This window comes from Exiguobacterium sp. RIT594, assembly GCF_003339585.1.
Taxonomy (GTDB): Bacteria; Bacillota; Bacilli; order Exiguobacteriales; family Exiguobacteriaceae; genus Exiguobacterium_A.
Window position 1 is genome coordinate 1,289,368 of sequence record NZ_QPKF01000001.1, and the last position, 12,533, is coordinate 1,301,900.

19 protein-coding genes and 1 pseudogene are annotated in these 12,533 nt (G+C 42.5%); 9 read left to right on the forward strand and 11 right to left on the reverse strand.

Going from position 1 to position 12,533, the window contains the following annotated elements; genetic code table 11:
- The first annotated feature begins 57 nt into the window (after nucleotides 1-57).
- Both DVG79_RS06740 and DVG79_RS16340 read left to right on the forward strand, forming a co-directional pair.
- The gene (locus DVG79_RS06740) at nucleotides 58-558 is read left to right on the forward strand and encodes a DUF3885 domain-containing protein (RefSeq protein ID WP_114596038.1); all 501 of its coding nucleotides are present in this window, start codon (nucleotides 58-60) and stop codon (nucleotides 556-558) included.
- A complete protein-coding gene (locus DVG79_RS16340) occupies nucleotides 555-707 on the forward strand; it encodes a DUF3885 domain-containing protein (RefSeq protein WP_483297332.1) in 153 nt (50 codons plus the stop codon). Before DVG79_RS06740 ends, DVG79_RS16340 begins: the two co-directional genes overlap by 4 nt.
- 141 nt (nucleotides 708-848) lie before the next feature.
- Here DVG79_RS16340 and DVG79_RS06745 read toward each other — a convergent pair whose 3' ends face one another.
- The 5 genes from DVG79_RS06745 to DVG79_RS06765 all read right to left on the reverse strand — a co-directional run bounded on the left by DVG79_RS06745 (nucleotide 849) and on the right by DVG79_RS06765 (nucleotide 3,767).
- Nucleotides 849-1,049 (reverse strand): hypothetical protein, encoded by a 201-nt coding sequence (locus DVG79_RS06745; protein ID WP_114596039.1) that lies wholly within the window; start codon nucleotides 1,047-1,049, stop codon nucleotides 849-851.
- A gap of 25 nt (nucleotides 1,050-1,074) precedes the next feature.
- Nucleotides 1,075-1,341 carry a hypothetical protein gene (locus DVG79_RS06750; protein WP_114596040.1) on the reverse strand — a complete coding sequence of 89 codons (267 nt, stop codon included), beginning with the start codon at nucleotides 1,339-1,341 and terminating at the stop codon, nucleotides 1,075-1,077.
- Between the two features lie 21 nt (nucleotides 1,342-1,362).
- Nucleotides 1,363-1,779: a hypothetical protein gene (locus DVG79_RS06755; RefSeq protein ID WP_114596041.1), complete on the reverse strand. Its 417-nt coding sequence runs from the start codon at nucleotides 1,777-1,779 to the stop codon at nucleotides 1,363-1,365.
- A gap of 74 nt (nucleotides 1,780-1,853) precedes the next feature.
- Complete coding sequence (locus DVG79_RS06760; protein ID WP_114596042.1) at nucleotides 1,854-2,804, reverse strand: SMI1/KNR4 family protein; 951 nt, start codon at nucleotides 2,802-2,804, stop codon at nucleotides 1,854-1,856.
- Nucleotides 2,805-2,819: 15 nt separating this feature from the next.
- Nucleotides 2,820-3,767: an SMI1/KNR4 family protein gene (locus DVG79_RS06765; RefSeq protein WP_114596043.1), complete on the reverse strand. Its 948-nt coding sequence runs from the start codon at nucleotides 3,765-3,767 to the stop codon at nucleotides 2,820-2,822.
- Nucleotides 3,768-3,938: 171 nt separating this feature from the next.
- Between DVG79_RS06765 and DVG79_RS06770 the strand changes: the two genes are divergently transcribed.
- Nucleotides 3,939-4,844 (forward strand): EamA family transporter, encoded by a 906-nt coding sequence (locus DVG79_RS06770; RefSeq protein ID WP_114596044.1) that lies wholly within the window; start codon nucleotides 3,939-3,941, stop codon nucleotides 4,842-4,844.
- Nucleotides 4,845-4,858: 14 nt separating this feature from the next.
- The gene (locus DVG79_RS06775) at nucleotides 4,859-5,323 is read left to right on the forward strand and encodes a hypothetical protein (RefSeq protein ID WP_114596045.1); all 465 of its coding nucleotides are present in this window, start codon (nucleotides 4,859-4,861) and stop codon (nucleotides 5,321-5,323) included.
- Nucleotides 5,324-5,407: 84 nt separating this feature from the next.
- Here the strand turns inward: DVG79_RS06775 and DVG79_RS06780 are convergent, their stop codons facing one another.
- The 3 genes from DVG79_RS06780 to DVG79_RS06790 all read right to left on the reverse strand — a co-directional run bounded on the left by DVG79_RS06780 (nucleotide 5,408) and on the right by DVG79_RS06790 (nucleotide 6,572).
- Nucleotides 5,408-5,884: a glutathione peroxidase gene (locus DVG79_RS06780; protein WP_114596046.1), complete on the reverse strand. Its 477-nt coding sequence runs from the start codon at nucleotides 5,882-5,884 to the stop codon at nucleotides 5,408-5,410.
- Between the two features lie 105 nt (nucleotides 5,885-5,989).
- Nucleotides 5,990-6,178: a hypothetical protein gene (locus tag DVG79_RS06785; protein WP_233494546.1), complete on the reverse strand. Its 189-nt coding sequence runs from the start codon at nucleotides 6,176-6,178 to the stop codon at nucleotides 5,990-5,992.
- Nucleotides 6,179-6,272: 94 nt separating this feature from the next.
- A complete protein-coding gene (locus tag DVG79_RS06790; RefSeq protein ID WP_026828585.1) occupies nucleotides 6,273-6,572 on the reverse strand; it encodes a hypothetical protein in 300 nt (99 codons plus the stop codon).
- A 155-nt stretch (nucleotides 6,573-6,727) separates the two neighbouring features.
- Between DVG79_RS06790 and DVG79_RS06795 the strand changes: the two genes are divergently transcribed.
- The 4 genes and pseudogenes from DVG79_RS06795 (at nucleotide 6,728) to DVG79_RS06815 (ending at nucleotide 9,803) form a co-directional block, all read left to right on the forward strand.
- A complete protein-coding gene (locus DVG79_RS06795; RefSeq protein ID WP_114596047.1) occupies nucleotides 6,728-7,699 on the forward strand; it encodes a DUF2268 domain-containing putative Zn-dependent protease in 972 nt (323 codons plus the stop codon).
- Nucleotides 7,700-7,749: 50 nt separating this feature from the next.
- Nucleotides 7,750-8,187 (forward strand): hypothetical protein, encoded by a 438-nt coding sequence (locus tag DVG79_RS06800; protein WP_114596048.1) that lies wholly within the window; start codon nucleotides 7,750-7,752, stop codon nucleotides 8,185-8,187.
- A gap of 442 nt (nucleotides 8,188-8,629) precedes the next feature.
- Nucleotides 8,630-8,869 carry a hypothetical protein gene (locus tag DVG79_RS06810; RefSeq protein ID WP_114596050.1) on the forward strand — a complete coding sequence of 80 codons (240 nt, stop codon included), beginning with the start codon at nucleotides 8,630-8,632 and terminating at the stop codon, nucleotides 8,867-8,869.
- 15 nt (nucleotides 8,870-8,884) lie between these two features.
- Nucleotides 8,885-9,803 (forward strand): annotated as a pseudogene (locus DVG79_RS06815) (DMT family transporter).
- 236 nt (nucleotides 9,804-10,039) lie between these two features.
- On the opposite strand, the gene DVG79_RS06820 reads toward DVG79_RS06815, so the two are convergent.
- From DVG79_RS06820 to DVG79_RS06830, 3 genes are read right to left on the reverse strand one after another with little or no spacing between them, the layout of a single operon-like run.
- Nucleotides 10,040-10,843 (reverse strand): SMI1/KNR4 family protein, encoded by an 804-nt coding sequence (locus DVG79_RS06820; protein WP_114596051.1) that lies wholly within the window; start codon nucleotides 10,841-10,843, stop codon nucleotides 10,040-10,042.
- Between the two features lie 28 nt (nucleotides 10,844-10,871).
- Nucleotides 10,872-11,345, reverse strand: coding sequence for a GNAT family N-acetyltransferase (locus tag DVG79_RS06825; RefSeq protein WP_114596052.1), 474 nt, complete (start codon nucleotides 11,343-11,345; stop codon nucleotides 10,872-10,874).
- A 35-nt stretch (nucleotides 11,346-11,380) separates the two neighbouring features.
- Nucleotides 11,381-11,995 carry an SMI1/KNR4 family protein gene (locus DVG79_RS06830; protein WP_114596053.1) on the reverse strand — a complete coding sequence of 205 codons (615 nt, stop codon included), beginning with the start codon at nucleotides 11,993-11,995 and terminating at the stop codon, nucleotides 11,381-11,383.
- A 160-nt stretch (nucleotides 11,996-12,155) separates the two neighbouring features.
- On the opposite strand from DVG79_RS06830, the gene DVG79_RS06835 reads away from it, so the two are divergent.
- Nucleotides 12,156-12,482 carry an ABC transporter permease gene (locus DVG79_RS06835; protein ID WP_114596054.1) on the forward strand — a complete coding sequence of 109 codons (327 nt, stop codon included), beginning with the start codon at nucleotides 12,156-12,158 and terminating at the stop codon, nucleotides 12,480-12,482.
- The last annotated feature ends 51 nt before the right edge of the window (nucleotides 12,483-12,533 follow it).

The following is a 12,533-nucleotide window of genomic DNA, read 5'->3' on the forward strand; positions in this document are numbered from 1 at the left end:
AAGCGTTTTTGAACCCATCAGGAGAGTACATAACAATCACTAAGGAAGGAACATTTTATGAAATTAAACGATTATTTCCGCAGTCGCTTTAACAATCCAAATCTTTTGGAAGAACCGTTTGCGGAGCGTCCACTGACACTGAGTCTCAACTTGCAAAAAGAACTGTATCAAATACAAGAAGATTCCGACGAACTGAATATGGCGTACTTCGAGAAAGTTTACCAAAAATCTCTTACTCTGTTTGAAGATCTGTTTCAGGAAAACGACCGTTTGTACCTCATTGTACGTGTCCGAAAAGAACGCCATTCTCCTCCGGCGAAAAGTACGGAGATTTTTGAGCGTTTTCTCAAAAATAACAAAAATCGATATGCGCTTGAGTTCGAAAAAAAGGATGTTTGCGATGAAGAGGAAGTCATTTACCAATACGCCCGCTTATTGCCGAGCAGACAGGCCATTCGTTATAAACAGTTGCTTCAAGCAATCTGTAATCAGGACTTTCCTGAGCTGTATCCCCGCTTCAAATCGAGACAGATGTACTATCCTGAGATTTTTTCGTGAATCCGGACAAAGACATCATCCTGTATATTTTTGACGACCGGGGTTGCTTTATTTTAACCAAGAACGAAGTAACGTTTGAGCTTCTAAAAGAAAGATATACCTTGGATTTGTCGGAAGGATATGTTCTTTTGAACGAACAGTCAGATTAACAGATTGGAACAGTATGCTTGTTAAGATATAAAAACAACCAGTTTTTATATCTGACTATCAACAGAATTATTTAGTATCGCTAAACGAAAAAAATCCGGTGTCTCCCTTTTTATAGGACCCACCGGATGAAACATCTTACCTTACATTTGTTTGTTTCTTCGCTCATACCCCATCACCCAGCCATGCAAAATCATGCCGATGATTCCCCAGCCGATCAGGACGAGTCCGACAAGCGTCAAAGCAATTTTTAAAAATGGTCCCATTTCCGTATCCGATAAGAAGCGCATCAATGCGATACCTGCTATCGTCAGCATCACTAAAGCAGAAAAATTCTTAATCATTTGCTTCATTCCTCCAAAATCATAGTTACTCTGCTGATTTTTCAGCTTCTAGTGCTGCTCGTTTTTGTGCTTCCTGTTTAAAGTCCTCATTCCACCAACCGCCAATCAGGAACGTACATCCCACAATCAATGCGATAACCGGAAAGTAGATCAAATGATATTCTTCGAGTGCCTCTCCATCAAACTTGGGTGACAGTTCGATATAGGCGCTATACATTTGAACGATTAAGAATAAGAAAAAGCTGACAATTAATGACCATATTCCATAGCGGTAACTTGGATTCTTCCACATTTTTGTTCCTCCTCTATTAATTTACTTTAGTTTTATTTCTCCATCCCCGGATGTACTTTCACTGGAAGGTTCACGAACGATATAGTCAATATCATACACACCCGCCGGAATGACACCGGCTTTGACTGTTCTCTTCAGCGTCACCGTTTTATGCGGTTGCACTTCTTTCGACAACCGTTTCGGTTCCACCTCTTCGTACGAATCATAGACGACTTTTTGCGTATCGTGCTTGCGAACTTTTACATTCAACAAATGACCGGCACGGGAGACGACTTTTACCGGATAATCGCCTCTGTTCGTCAGTTTGTATTCAAATACAAACCCGTCTTTGACGCTTCCTGTATAGCCGGTTTCGACCGACTCACTGCTCGGCTTCATGTCAAGGGACATACATCCGACTAAACTGAATAACAATGGGATGATTAGTAGTTTTTTCATTTCCGTTTCTCCTTTTCGCATGCGTTTCAAAAGAGTAGATGAAATGAACGCGCTCCTTGAACGTAATGCTTGGCTTATTCCCAGCCCGGTAACGGACGCGGTAATTGGTCCGCAAAGGCCCGGTAGCCGTCGTATCTTAATCCTTGTCGTTGTAGGTTTTTGTTTCGGACTAAAGGATCTCCTGATTGATCTTCGTTCGTCTGTAACAAATGTTCTCTTTGGAACACTTGAATTGACGAAAAATGATATTGTTCATAAGACAAATGATCGCGGACGGATTGGATGACTTTCTCAAAACCTCGACCTTCGTTATAACGCATTCCTAATTTCTCCTGTTCGAACTTACCCTCATAAATCGAAATCGTGAAATATGAATCGTTTTTCGAAATCGGGTATTCAATTTCGACGCGAACCGAATCGACAAACCGGATTGAGATTGGGGGATTAACCTTCTCTTCCGGAGTCTCTTCTTCGACGAAATAATCATCCTTCTCAATGCTGAAGTCCTTGAACTCCCAAAACACGTCTCCTTGGGCAATGATTGAATACTCAAGGAACGTGCCGAAATCTTGACCGATTGGATCGGCGTCCTCGGTCGATAATTCATGGAACACCCAATACATATATGGTGTATCCTCCGTTTTTGCAAACTCACGGTTAATCAACAGATAACCCTCATTGATTTCCCCAATTACCCAGTAATGATCGAAGTCCTCATGAATCAATTCATATTCAATCGCCTCATTCGTCGCTTCAATCACCCGCTCCAAGGAATGCAACACCAGTCCCAGACCGTCGTCAAGAATAAACAGGTTCGCTCCATCATGCAGTTCAAGGAACGTTTGGTATTCACTCGGTAATTTTTGATTGAATTCAGCTTCAAATGCCGCAAGTGATGCTGCCGTCACCGGTTCCGGGAGATTAAATTTTGCCTGCCCGATCTCATTGTACTTCCGTTGAATGAACGTTGATCCATGACTGATTTTCTGCTGAAGCCCGCCGAGTACTGCTGCGATTTGATTCATATCATTCTCTCCCTGTCATGCTTTTTCCCAGCCCGGTAACGGACGCGGTAAGTCGTTCACAAAAGCTTGATACCCGTCATACTGCATGATTTGGGTTTGCGGATGTTCAACACGTTTTGCAATCTGTTCACCGGATGCATCTTCACTTTCCCAAAGCGGTGCTTCTTTTTGGAAAACGACGATTTCAGAATAGTAGTATCCTGGTTCATCCAAAGTACCCACTAGATAACGATGGATTTGTTTAAAATTATCGAAACCGTTTGATTCCGACCGTAACTGGGCTTTTCCATTTTCATATGTATAAAAAGAAAGAATGAAACCTCCCCGGCGATAAATCGGATACTCAATTTCGATCCGGACCCGTTCCACGGATGCAATCGGAACGCCCGCCTGCATGTCCTCGATTTCTTCTTCGACATAATAATCAGTTTCCCGGACATCGAAGCTGTTGAATTCCCAGTACATGTCGCCTTGGGCGATGATCGACCGTTCAAGAAACGTCCCGAAGTTTTGACCGATTGCATCGGTGTCCTCGGTTGATCCTTCATGATACTTCCAGTACATGTAGGGTGTATCTTCCGTTTTTGCATGATCCGTATGAATCAGCAGGTATCCTTCGTTTATCTCGCCGATGATCCAGTAATGATCATAGTCTTCATCAATCAGACCGTCTTCCTTGGCTTCGATCGTCTTTTCGATTACTTCTTCGAGTGGATGTAGGACCAGTCCCTCGTCGCCCAGCATAAATAGTTTTGCGCCGTCATGCAGTTCGAGAAATGTCTGGTATTCGCTCGGTAACGGTTGCTTGAACTCGGCTTGAAAAGCTTGAAGTGTCTCCGGTTTGACCGGTTTCGGCAGATAGAACGTGGCCTGACCGATTGAATTGTAACTGCGTTGAATAAACGTCGATCCATGGCTGATTTTTTGTTTCAGTCCGTCGAGGACAACTGCGATTTGATTCATTGGATCCACCCTCTTATTTTTCTATATATGAGCCACCTGGCCTCATATTCCTTTATTCTACCATTTTACCAATAATTTAGGCGAACTCAACTTCCTCTTTCTGTGGTATTCTTTTTCTAATCAAAAATGATCTTTAAACAGCATCTATGTCTATTAATCCGGAGGTGAACCATGCACAAACAGTCTTCGATGCTACTGATTTTACTGGCGGCAATGCTTTGGGGTACGACCGGCACGTCGCAAGCCTTTGCGCCGGAAGCCGCTCATCCGATTGCCATCGGCGCCGTTCGTTTAGCGGTCGGTGGATTATTTTTACTCAGTCTCGTCTTACTGACCGGAAAGCTGACCTTAAAAGATTGGCCGCTGCCAACGATTTTTCTCGCTGCACTCAGCATGGCCGCCTATCAGCCGTTGTTCTTTTCCGCTGTCCTGATGACCGGAGTCGCCGTCGGAACCGTCGTCGCAATCGGCAGTGCGCCGATTTTTTCCGGAGTGATTGAATGGCTTGTCTTAAGAAATCGACCGGGTACCATTTGGTGGCTGTCGACATTGCTTTCGATTGCCGGTTGTTTACTGTTGGTCATGAATCAGGCATCCGTTTCAGTCGATCCGTTCGGGATCGTGCTCGCACTCGGTGCCGGAATGTCCTTTGCCGTCTACACGTTTGTCAGCCGGGACTTAGTGAAAACCCATCCTCCGTTATCGGTCGTTGCGGTCGTCTTTACACTCAGCGCTCTCTTGTTATCGCCTCTGTTATTCCTGTTTGATTTGTCATGGGTCTTCAGTCTGCGCGGCGCCGGCATCAGTCTGCATCTTGGCGTCTTCGCAACAGGTGTTGCCTATCTGTTGTTCGCACGAGGTCTTGCGCACGTCTCGTCTTCGACAGCCGTCACACTCTCCCTCGGTGAACCGTTGACCGCTGCCTTACTTGGCGTGTTTGTCCTCGGGGAAACGCTCAGTCTATTATCGTGGGTCGGTATTTTACTTTTATTTTGTGGTATCGGTCTGCTCATCTGGTCGTCGCGTTCGACACGTCAGCCGGACATCCTCGAACTCGCCAAGGAAAAACACTCTTAAGGAGGGAATCCGTCATGCATATCACATTCGAGAAACTGTTGTACCGGGAAGACTATCAGATTAAACTCGATCACATTGTCATGAACGAGGAAAATGGCAACCGGCTGGCACTCTATTTTCGTGGCCATACGGACGAAGTCATGGTGCTCATCGGTGACTATTCCTGCAATTATTTTGAACTGTTGTTTGAAGCAGATTGCGTCCTGCTCCGCTCGTCGGATTTGCATGAACTGGATGACGGACTGGAGTTCAGTACGATTCCGCTCGTCCTGTATAAGGACTCGGCACTTCTGACCTTTGCGACGGCCTGGATGGGCTTGAAGCGTGACACGTCGCGAGACTGGACCCACTACGCTATCCGGGCATTCGAACAGGACTTTCATGTCCTGTCTCCGCGTCCGCCGGTCTTTACGGATCTTGGTCATAAGATGAGTGATTTTACCGTCCGACATTCTTTTAATCTTCCGACGGAGAGTTGACATAAAAAAAGCCCTACCTCGCCAAAGGTAGGGTGATGCGACTCGTCCCGCCCGACGGCTTGCGCCGGACGGGACGTGGTTTCATTATACATAGCGCACCAGTGTTTTTTCAATCGTCTGGATCGAATCAACCGGCGCAAACCGTTTAACAACCCGCCCTTGACGATCAACGAGAAACTTCGTGAAGTTCCATTTGATGTTCGACGATAATAGACCACCCTGTTGCTGTTTCAAATACGTATATAACCGATGTTCGGTCGGGCCGTTGACGTCAATCTTCTGAAACATTGGGAACGTCACACCGTAGTTCCGCTGACAAAACTGCATCGTTTCTTGCTGATCGGCAAATTCCTGATTGTTGAACTGGTCACACGGAAATCCAAGGACCTTGACGCCTTTATTAGCATACTTGTCGTACAACCGTTGCAAGTCTCCGAGCTGACCGACAAGTCCACATTTACTGGCTGTATTGACAATGAGAAGTACCTCTCCAGTATAATCCTTCAAGGAAATCGTCTGTCCGGTTGCGTCTTTCACCTCGATCTCATAGAGCGATGGCATCCCGTCGCACCCCCTTTTCCGTCAGTATACTCCGCTGAAAAAGCTCCGTCTTTTTTGAACACGCAATCAGTTGCCTACCAGATGGATTCTTCCCGGCCACTCAGTTTAATGACAAACGGCATGATCAATAGAAAAAAACAGGCTGACGTATCCGAGTGACAGGTAATGTTGCGTATCTTTTGAAAGATACTGCTTCTTGCCGCAGTTCGGGCAGTCTTTGCCATGGTTTGCAAAGCCGACAGCCAGTACGTCCTTCGTTTTCCACTTGTAGTCGCAATTCGTACACCGTACCATTTCATCATCCCCTTTCCTCTTTTTACCTGTTTCTTTAAACAAAGGTTTCATAATTATGATGACTGGTTGAGAAATGTTAATCGGCGAAACATGCTCATTCCTTAGATTTAAAGCTTCTCCCCACTTCCTGAAATGCTTTGATCCAATCTCGAAAATCGTCGTCTACATGAAAATACTCGTCCGGGCTATTTTGCAAATCCATTCCATAGACTGTCGTTAGACAACGAAAGACGGCCAACTCCTCCTTCGTCAATGGCCTGCCTTCTTTCTCTTCCATCCACTCCAAATCCGCCATCCGTTCATATGCCCACTCGGCTACTTCCTCTCGTGTCAGTTGTTTTTCCAGGACCTGTTCCAGTTTTTTTATCACTTCATCGATTTGAATAGTTCTCATGTCAGCATCTCCCAATTAAATAATCATCTAAATAATTTATGCCTTAAACCCTTTAATTTTCATGGTATAATTTTACATACGAAGTTCTGAGTTCTATCCTCGTCAAGCAACGAGAACATTCATAATCCTACGATTTAGAAATGGAGGTCATCCCGTTGAAAAAAGTAATTGCTCCTTTGGTTTGCATCCCGTTCCTGCTGTTAGCAGCCTGTACAGACGAAACAGAAAAAACAGTGACGCACTCCGAAAGTAAAAAATTTAAACCGGAAACCGTAAAGATCGGCGAGGATGGTGAATTAAACATAGTGCCGCTTTATTCTCCCTATCAAACTTATTTGAAAGCATCGCTTAAAGCCGATACTTCAGAAACGGATACAAAAAATTACGCAGAATACGTCCTTCGTTACATAGATAAGATTGGAGAGAAGGAAAACTTTGATCCGACCACCCTAGAGACTTTCTTTATGTTGAAGGCGACAGCTTACGAGCAGGATCTGCTGAACCAAACGAATGAATTGATGAAACAGCATGACGAAATCAAAGATATCATTACAAAAAACTATATCGCTTCCTATGAAGCGCTCCCTAAAAAGAAAGCTACGATTTTCATCGCACCGTCCAATCCGGAATTTTGGTCAATGACGGATCCTTTGGCCGGAGTGTCCGGAGCAGCTTTTCAAGACTCGATTATCATTCAACTAAATCCAAACTTCGATAAAGAAGTTTTAGCCTATACGATCGCGCATGAATATCATCACCTGGTTTTAAATGATACACCGGAGTTAAGCAGAATTGACACATCCCTTGATTCGGTCATCTTCGAAGGAAAAGCAGATGCCTTTGCCGATCAGATCGTCACGGAAGTCTCGCCTCCTTGGAATATACCGATGGATGATACAACCAAAAAACATGTGTCACGTCTGATTGGGAATGGTGAAGCTGATTATCAGGAGATTACAATGGGGAACACTGAAAAAGACATTCCTTTATGGAGCCGTTACTCTTTAGGTCGCGATATCTTGACGCATCATCTGAAAGCAAACCCTGATCTCGCCATCAAAACATGGACGTATGAAGAGAATCACGCTATTTTGAAGGGATATAAGTATCAAAAGCTCATTGAATGAAAAGACTTTTGACACACAAGAATGCCACGTGCAAAGGAGGACAGTTTCAAATGCGTAAATTTTTATTAATCGGCTCTGTGATTATCATCATTGCTTTTTTCGTTCAATTCGAACCCTTTCGTGATGAACCACCAGATCCCCGTGTCGAGATACAGGGAAAAAGTATTGCAACGGTCCAAGGGACATTTTGCTGGAGTGGCATGTTTAGCGGCCAATGCGTAGACAAAATTTATGTAGACGGTCTGCATATGACTGAAAAAAGTAAACCGGTCACCGTCATGCCGAACGAGAAAATCCAGATTTCCTTCGATCCAGAACCTGATACAATCAAAATCCTTCGATTTAACAAGGAGACCGGTAACAAGGTTACGTTAAAAAATAATCAACTCGTAACACCGAAAGAAGCCGGAACATATGCCTATGAACTTCAAGCAAGATGGTCTGAGAATGGTGATGGTCAGTTTGCTTTCTTAATCAAAGTAGATTGAAGGGAGAACGAATACATGAATCCAACTAACGATGCTTGGGTTTGGATATTCTTTTACAGTTTCTTTTTAGTCATGATATGCAGTACAGTTTTCGTTTCAATCAAGAAAAAAAGTTTACGGAAAGTCTCCTTACGTGCTTTTGTAGCTACAATTGTCTTGTTTGCACTTTTTTCGTGGAATGCCATGTACCGCAACATGACAACGGAATTTGGTCACTTTTTCGAGAGTCTCACTTCGCTTAGACCATGGTCATGGATGTGCATATATTTGTTCGCTTATGTTTTAAAGTGGTGGTATCTCATATTTCTTCATTATCAGCAAAATTCAATTCCTTCTCATAAAAATGAATCAGAGTACAGACAGTAACTTGTTTCATATGAGGTGATTGACTTCATATGTAAAAATGTATAATCATGTAACAAATCAAACAGGGTGTGACTCGATGCAAAAAGTTCTATTCTATCTTGCTGTGCTAAACAGCCTTTACTTCGCAACCAACTCATTCACGTATTCCGATAGTTTCCTTAACGCCCCGATCGGCTTAACAACACTGTTCGCTGTCATTTTGATGGTTTTCAATGACAAAGCGAAGAAAACGGGACGATCGTTATTTACTAAAACAACGGATGTCCTCAGTTTTATTAACATTTTGATCGGGCTTTCGCTGATTGTCTTGATTTAGGAGTGGAGCTTATTGATGACGACTTTTATGTATATTTTTTGTTTACTCATTTGGGAGTCTTAATTTCATTGCCGTCAAGATTCAAGGTACGCCGGTCAGCCTGGAGCTATCGTTGACCTATCGTTTAATCCTGACTGCTGTGTTGTTCAGTCTTCTGGCATGGTTCATGAAACCGGTCGGAAAACCTCTGAAACAGGATCTTCCGTATATTCTGGTGTTTGGTATCTGTAATTTTGCACTCAGCTATCTCTGTCTCTATTACGCAACGATGCTCAGTTCAGCCGCAATCGTCACGTTGATTTTTTCACTGAAAGTGATCCTAACACCCGTTGCCTTGCGAATCTTTTTAAAAGAACAGTTACATCTCCGCATCCTGATTGGCGGACTTCTCGGTGTGCTGGGTGTTTTGATTTTGCTTTATCCGACTTTACACGACATACATACGAATGATATAAAAGGAATTCTGCTCGCGCTGCTTGGTACTGGCATTACAGCAATCGGCGACGCCAGTTCAGCACGAAATGCGAAGCAGAAAGTAAATCCGGTGTATGCCAATGCGGTCGGATTCACGGCAGGAGGTATTTTGCTTGGATTTGTCGTATGGTTTCAGGGGCAGGCAATCAGTATCCCGCCATCCGTTACTTACTTGTCCGCGCTTCTTTACCTCACGCTGCTCGCATCGTTTGGCGCATGGTTCTTCTACCTGAAGTTGGTCGAGAACATCGGTGGTGCCAAAAGCGGCTACATGGTAGCGCTGTTTCCGGCAATTGGAGGAGTCGCTTCCGTCCTGATCGGTGAATCGAATTTATCTATTTACTTAGTGCTCGGTTGCTTGTTCAGTTGCACCGGTGCCGCTGTTGCGTCAGGAGTCGGGACTTATCTTCGAAAGCGGTTGGCAAGTAAAAGGCCATCCATGAATGCCGATTTGAAATAATGAAAAACCTGCTTCCGGCTGTCAGTCGGAAGCAGGTTTTTCATTCCTCAATGATGTGTCGTGATATTGAAGCGGATAAAACGCAAAGTCAGATAAAAAGATACAGTTACTTTCTATACCGCCTTTCTTAGTAACAACAATATCGGAAATTATTTTCACCAAATTAATGAACTTTTATGTATCCTTGTAAAACAAAAAACTCAGGTAGTTATTGGACATAGGGTATTATGTTATTTTTAGACTTCAGACTCAAGTTGAACGATAACATGACTTAAATCCGATACATCTTCTTTTTTATTAAACAACACTATCGCTTCTTCGTAGGTCATAAACTCTTCATTAGTATAATTTACTAAAACTTCAGCTAATAGTTCAGCATAAGAATCTAATTCGTCCTCATCATCTGAATGTTCTACCCGTTGACGTAACTCAGTGATTAGTCCTTCAAGATCCTCACAACGCGTCAACCACATACGATACGCTTCGAGTCGTGCTTCCTCATCAGTACCTTTAATTGTTTCTCGAATTTCATCCATACTAGGATAGTCAGCAAATACAACTTCATGTGTTAGCCCGTCATCATTCTCTCGTTTTTCGAGATTTGGTAGTAATGCTTCAAAAGATTCTGCTACAAGATATGCAGCCTCGTCAGAAATGTCCAAACACCATACTTCTGGTTTTTTGGGATTTTCATCAAAATCAAAGTACCACAGATAACTTCCTTCACCTTCACCAAATATCATTTTTTCCCCAGCTAAGCCCCACTCATTTAAGACAGAGGTATTTTCTACAAATTTTTCAATTGTTAACGGCATGAATTCATATAAAGGTAAGTAAAGTCCTGTTTCTTCATCAGACCAGCTGTTTTTAAAGTCTACAATAACTAAATTAAATGCAATATTCCCACCGTTTTGTTCTTCCATTTTTTTGAGATAGCTTTTTGGTAAACGACTACCCAATTGCTTTTCAATATGTTTAATCTCTTCTTTTTTTAGAGGTGCAATAACTTCTTCGCCTAATAATTCATCCCAAAATTCCAATTAAATCCCTCTTCCTTGTAGAACATGTTTATTTCACGACTCCTGTATGCAGACGCATTTTGACGAATTCATAGCTCTCGCCGTTTGTTTCCTGCTGAAACCGTTCGACCGGCTCAAAACCGCTTTTCGTATACAGCCGGATAGCCCGTTCATTAAACGTCGCGACAGCTAATTCGATGTGATGTGGTTGATATTTCTCGATCGCGAAAGCGAGACCGCTTTCCAAAAACGCTACGCCGTTTCCCTGTCCCGTCAAATCTGGTCGCATTCCCAGTGCCAACTCAAGACTATTCTGTCCAGGCTCAAATACAAAAAATCCGATTAGTTGTGTTTCATCCATCACCGCATAATAATGTTCCGTCCGTTGATCGGGATCCAAAAATTCTGCCAAGTCGTCCTGATCGTTCGGCATATCATAAAAGGCAAAGTCGCCTTCGTATGTCCATTCATAGGCAATCTCTTCCGCCTGACTTTGTGTCAGTGGCAGATAAGTATAGCTCATCACGCATTCTCCTTTTTAAAACTACTCACAATGTTTTATTTCTTATCTTCAAGATAAAGTGTTTCGTCGACTTCTTCATACGTTAAAGTATCATCATATATTACAGTCATTTCAAGGTCTTCTGACCACTCCCAAAAGTAATCGCCTTGGGCAATGATAGCGCGTTCTAAAAAACATTCGAAATTCAAATTTAATGGAACAGCCATATCCAGACCATCTGATGGATGCACAACTGTGATATATGGTTTTTTAAAGGATCTTTCCGCATCCGCACATTGATTTTTATCAATTAAAATCCAATCCTCATCTATTTGACCTATGATCCAGAAGTTTCCTTCTGAGAGGAGACCGTCTTCTGAATGGTGTTCTTCCGACATTTCCAGCATTTCCTTAAGAGGAAACAATTCTAGAATTAGATCAGATTCAGTTCTAAATAAGCCACATCCATCATGCAACGTTAAAAAATGTTTATAGTCTTTCGGCAAAGAAAAATTATCTTCAGGCAAGCAGGATTCAATTTCTTGAGAAGTTAAAGGTTTATTAAAACTACAAGTTGCCCATCCGTTTCTACCGTATCTTCCCATAATAAATCTCGGCTCATCTTTAAACATTTGTTTGAGCAAAGTCAATGTTCTTTCAATCGGTTTCATCTTATATCCTCCTCAATTTTCGAACTGCTCCTATTTACAAGTATTCTCTTCATTCTATACCTTTAATTGGAAATAAAGATACCAACTTCTCGCGTTTATGATATGATCAACTCAATAAAAAAATACATATATTACCTTTTAAAAGAACGGAGGATTTTGAATGAGTGGTGATGGACTAGTTTGGAGTGTTCTAATATCAATCTTAATCGTTTTGAATTTGTCGGCTGTTCTTTTATACAGGAAAGGAAAAATGCCTTTATGGGGATCCGGACTAATAATCGGAATTCTTGGACCAATCATTGCTTTAATATCAGGTTCTATCTTTTTAAAAATAGATCACAGTATGGGCGGAGAAGGTTTTGGTGCTGCTTTTTCAGCAGCTTTTATCGGATTCGTTATCGTTGGTAATGGAATCCTTTATCTTATTGTCGGTCTTTTAATAGTAATTACGAAATTCATTAGAAAACGTCAATTAGATCAACGATGATGAAAGCATAAAGTATCCATAAGTAAAATGAAAATTAAGGTGGTCTGTATA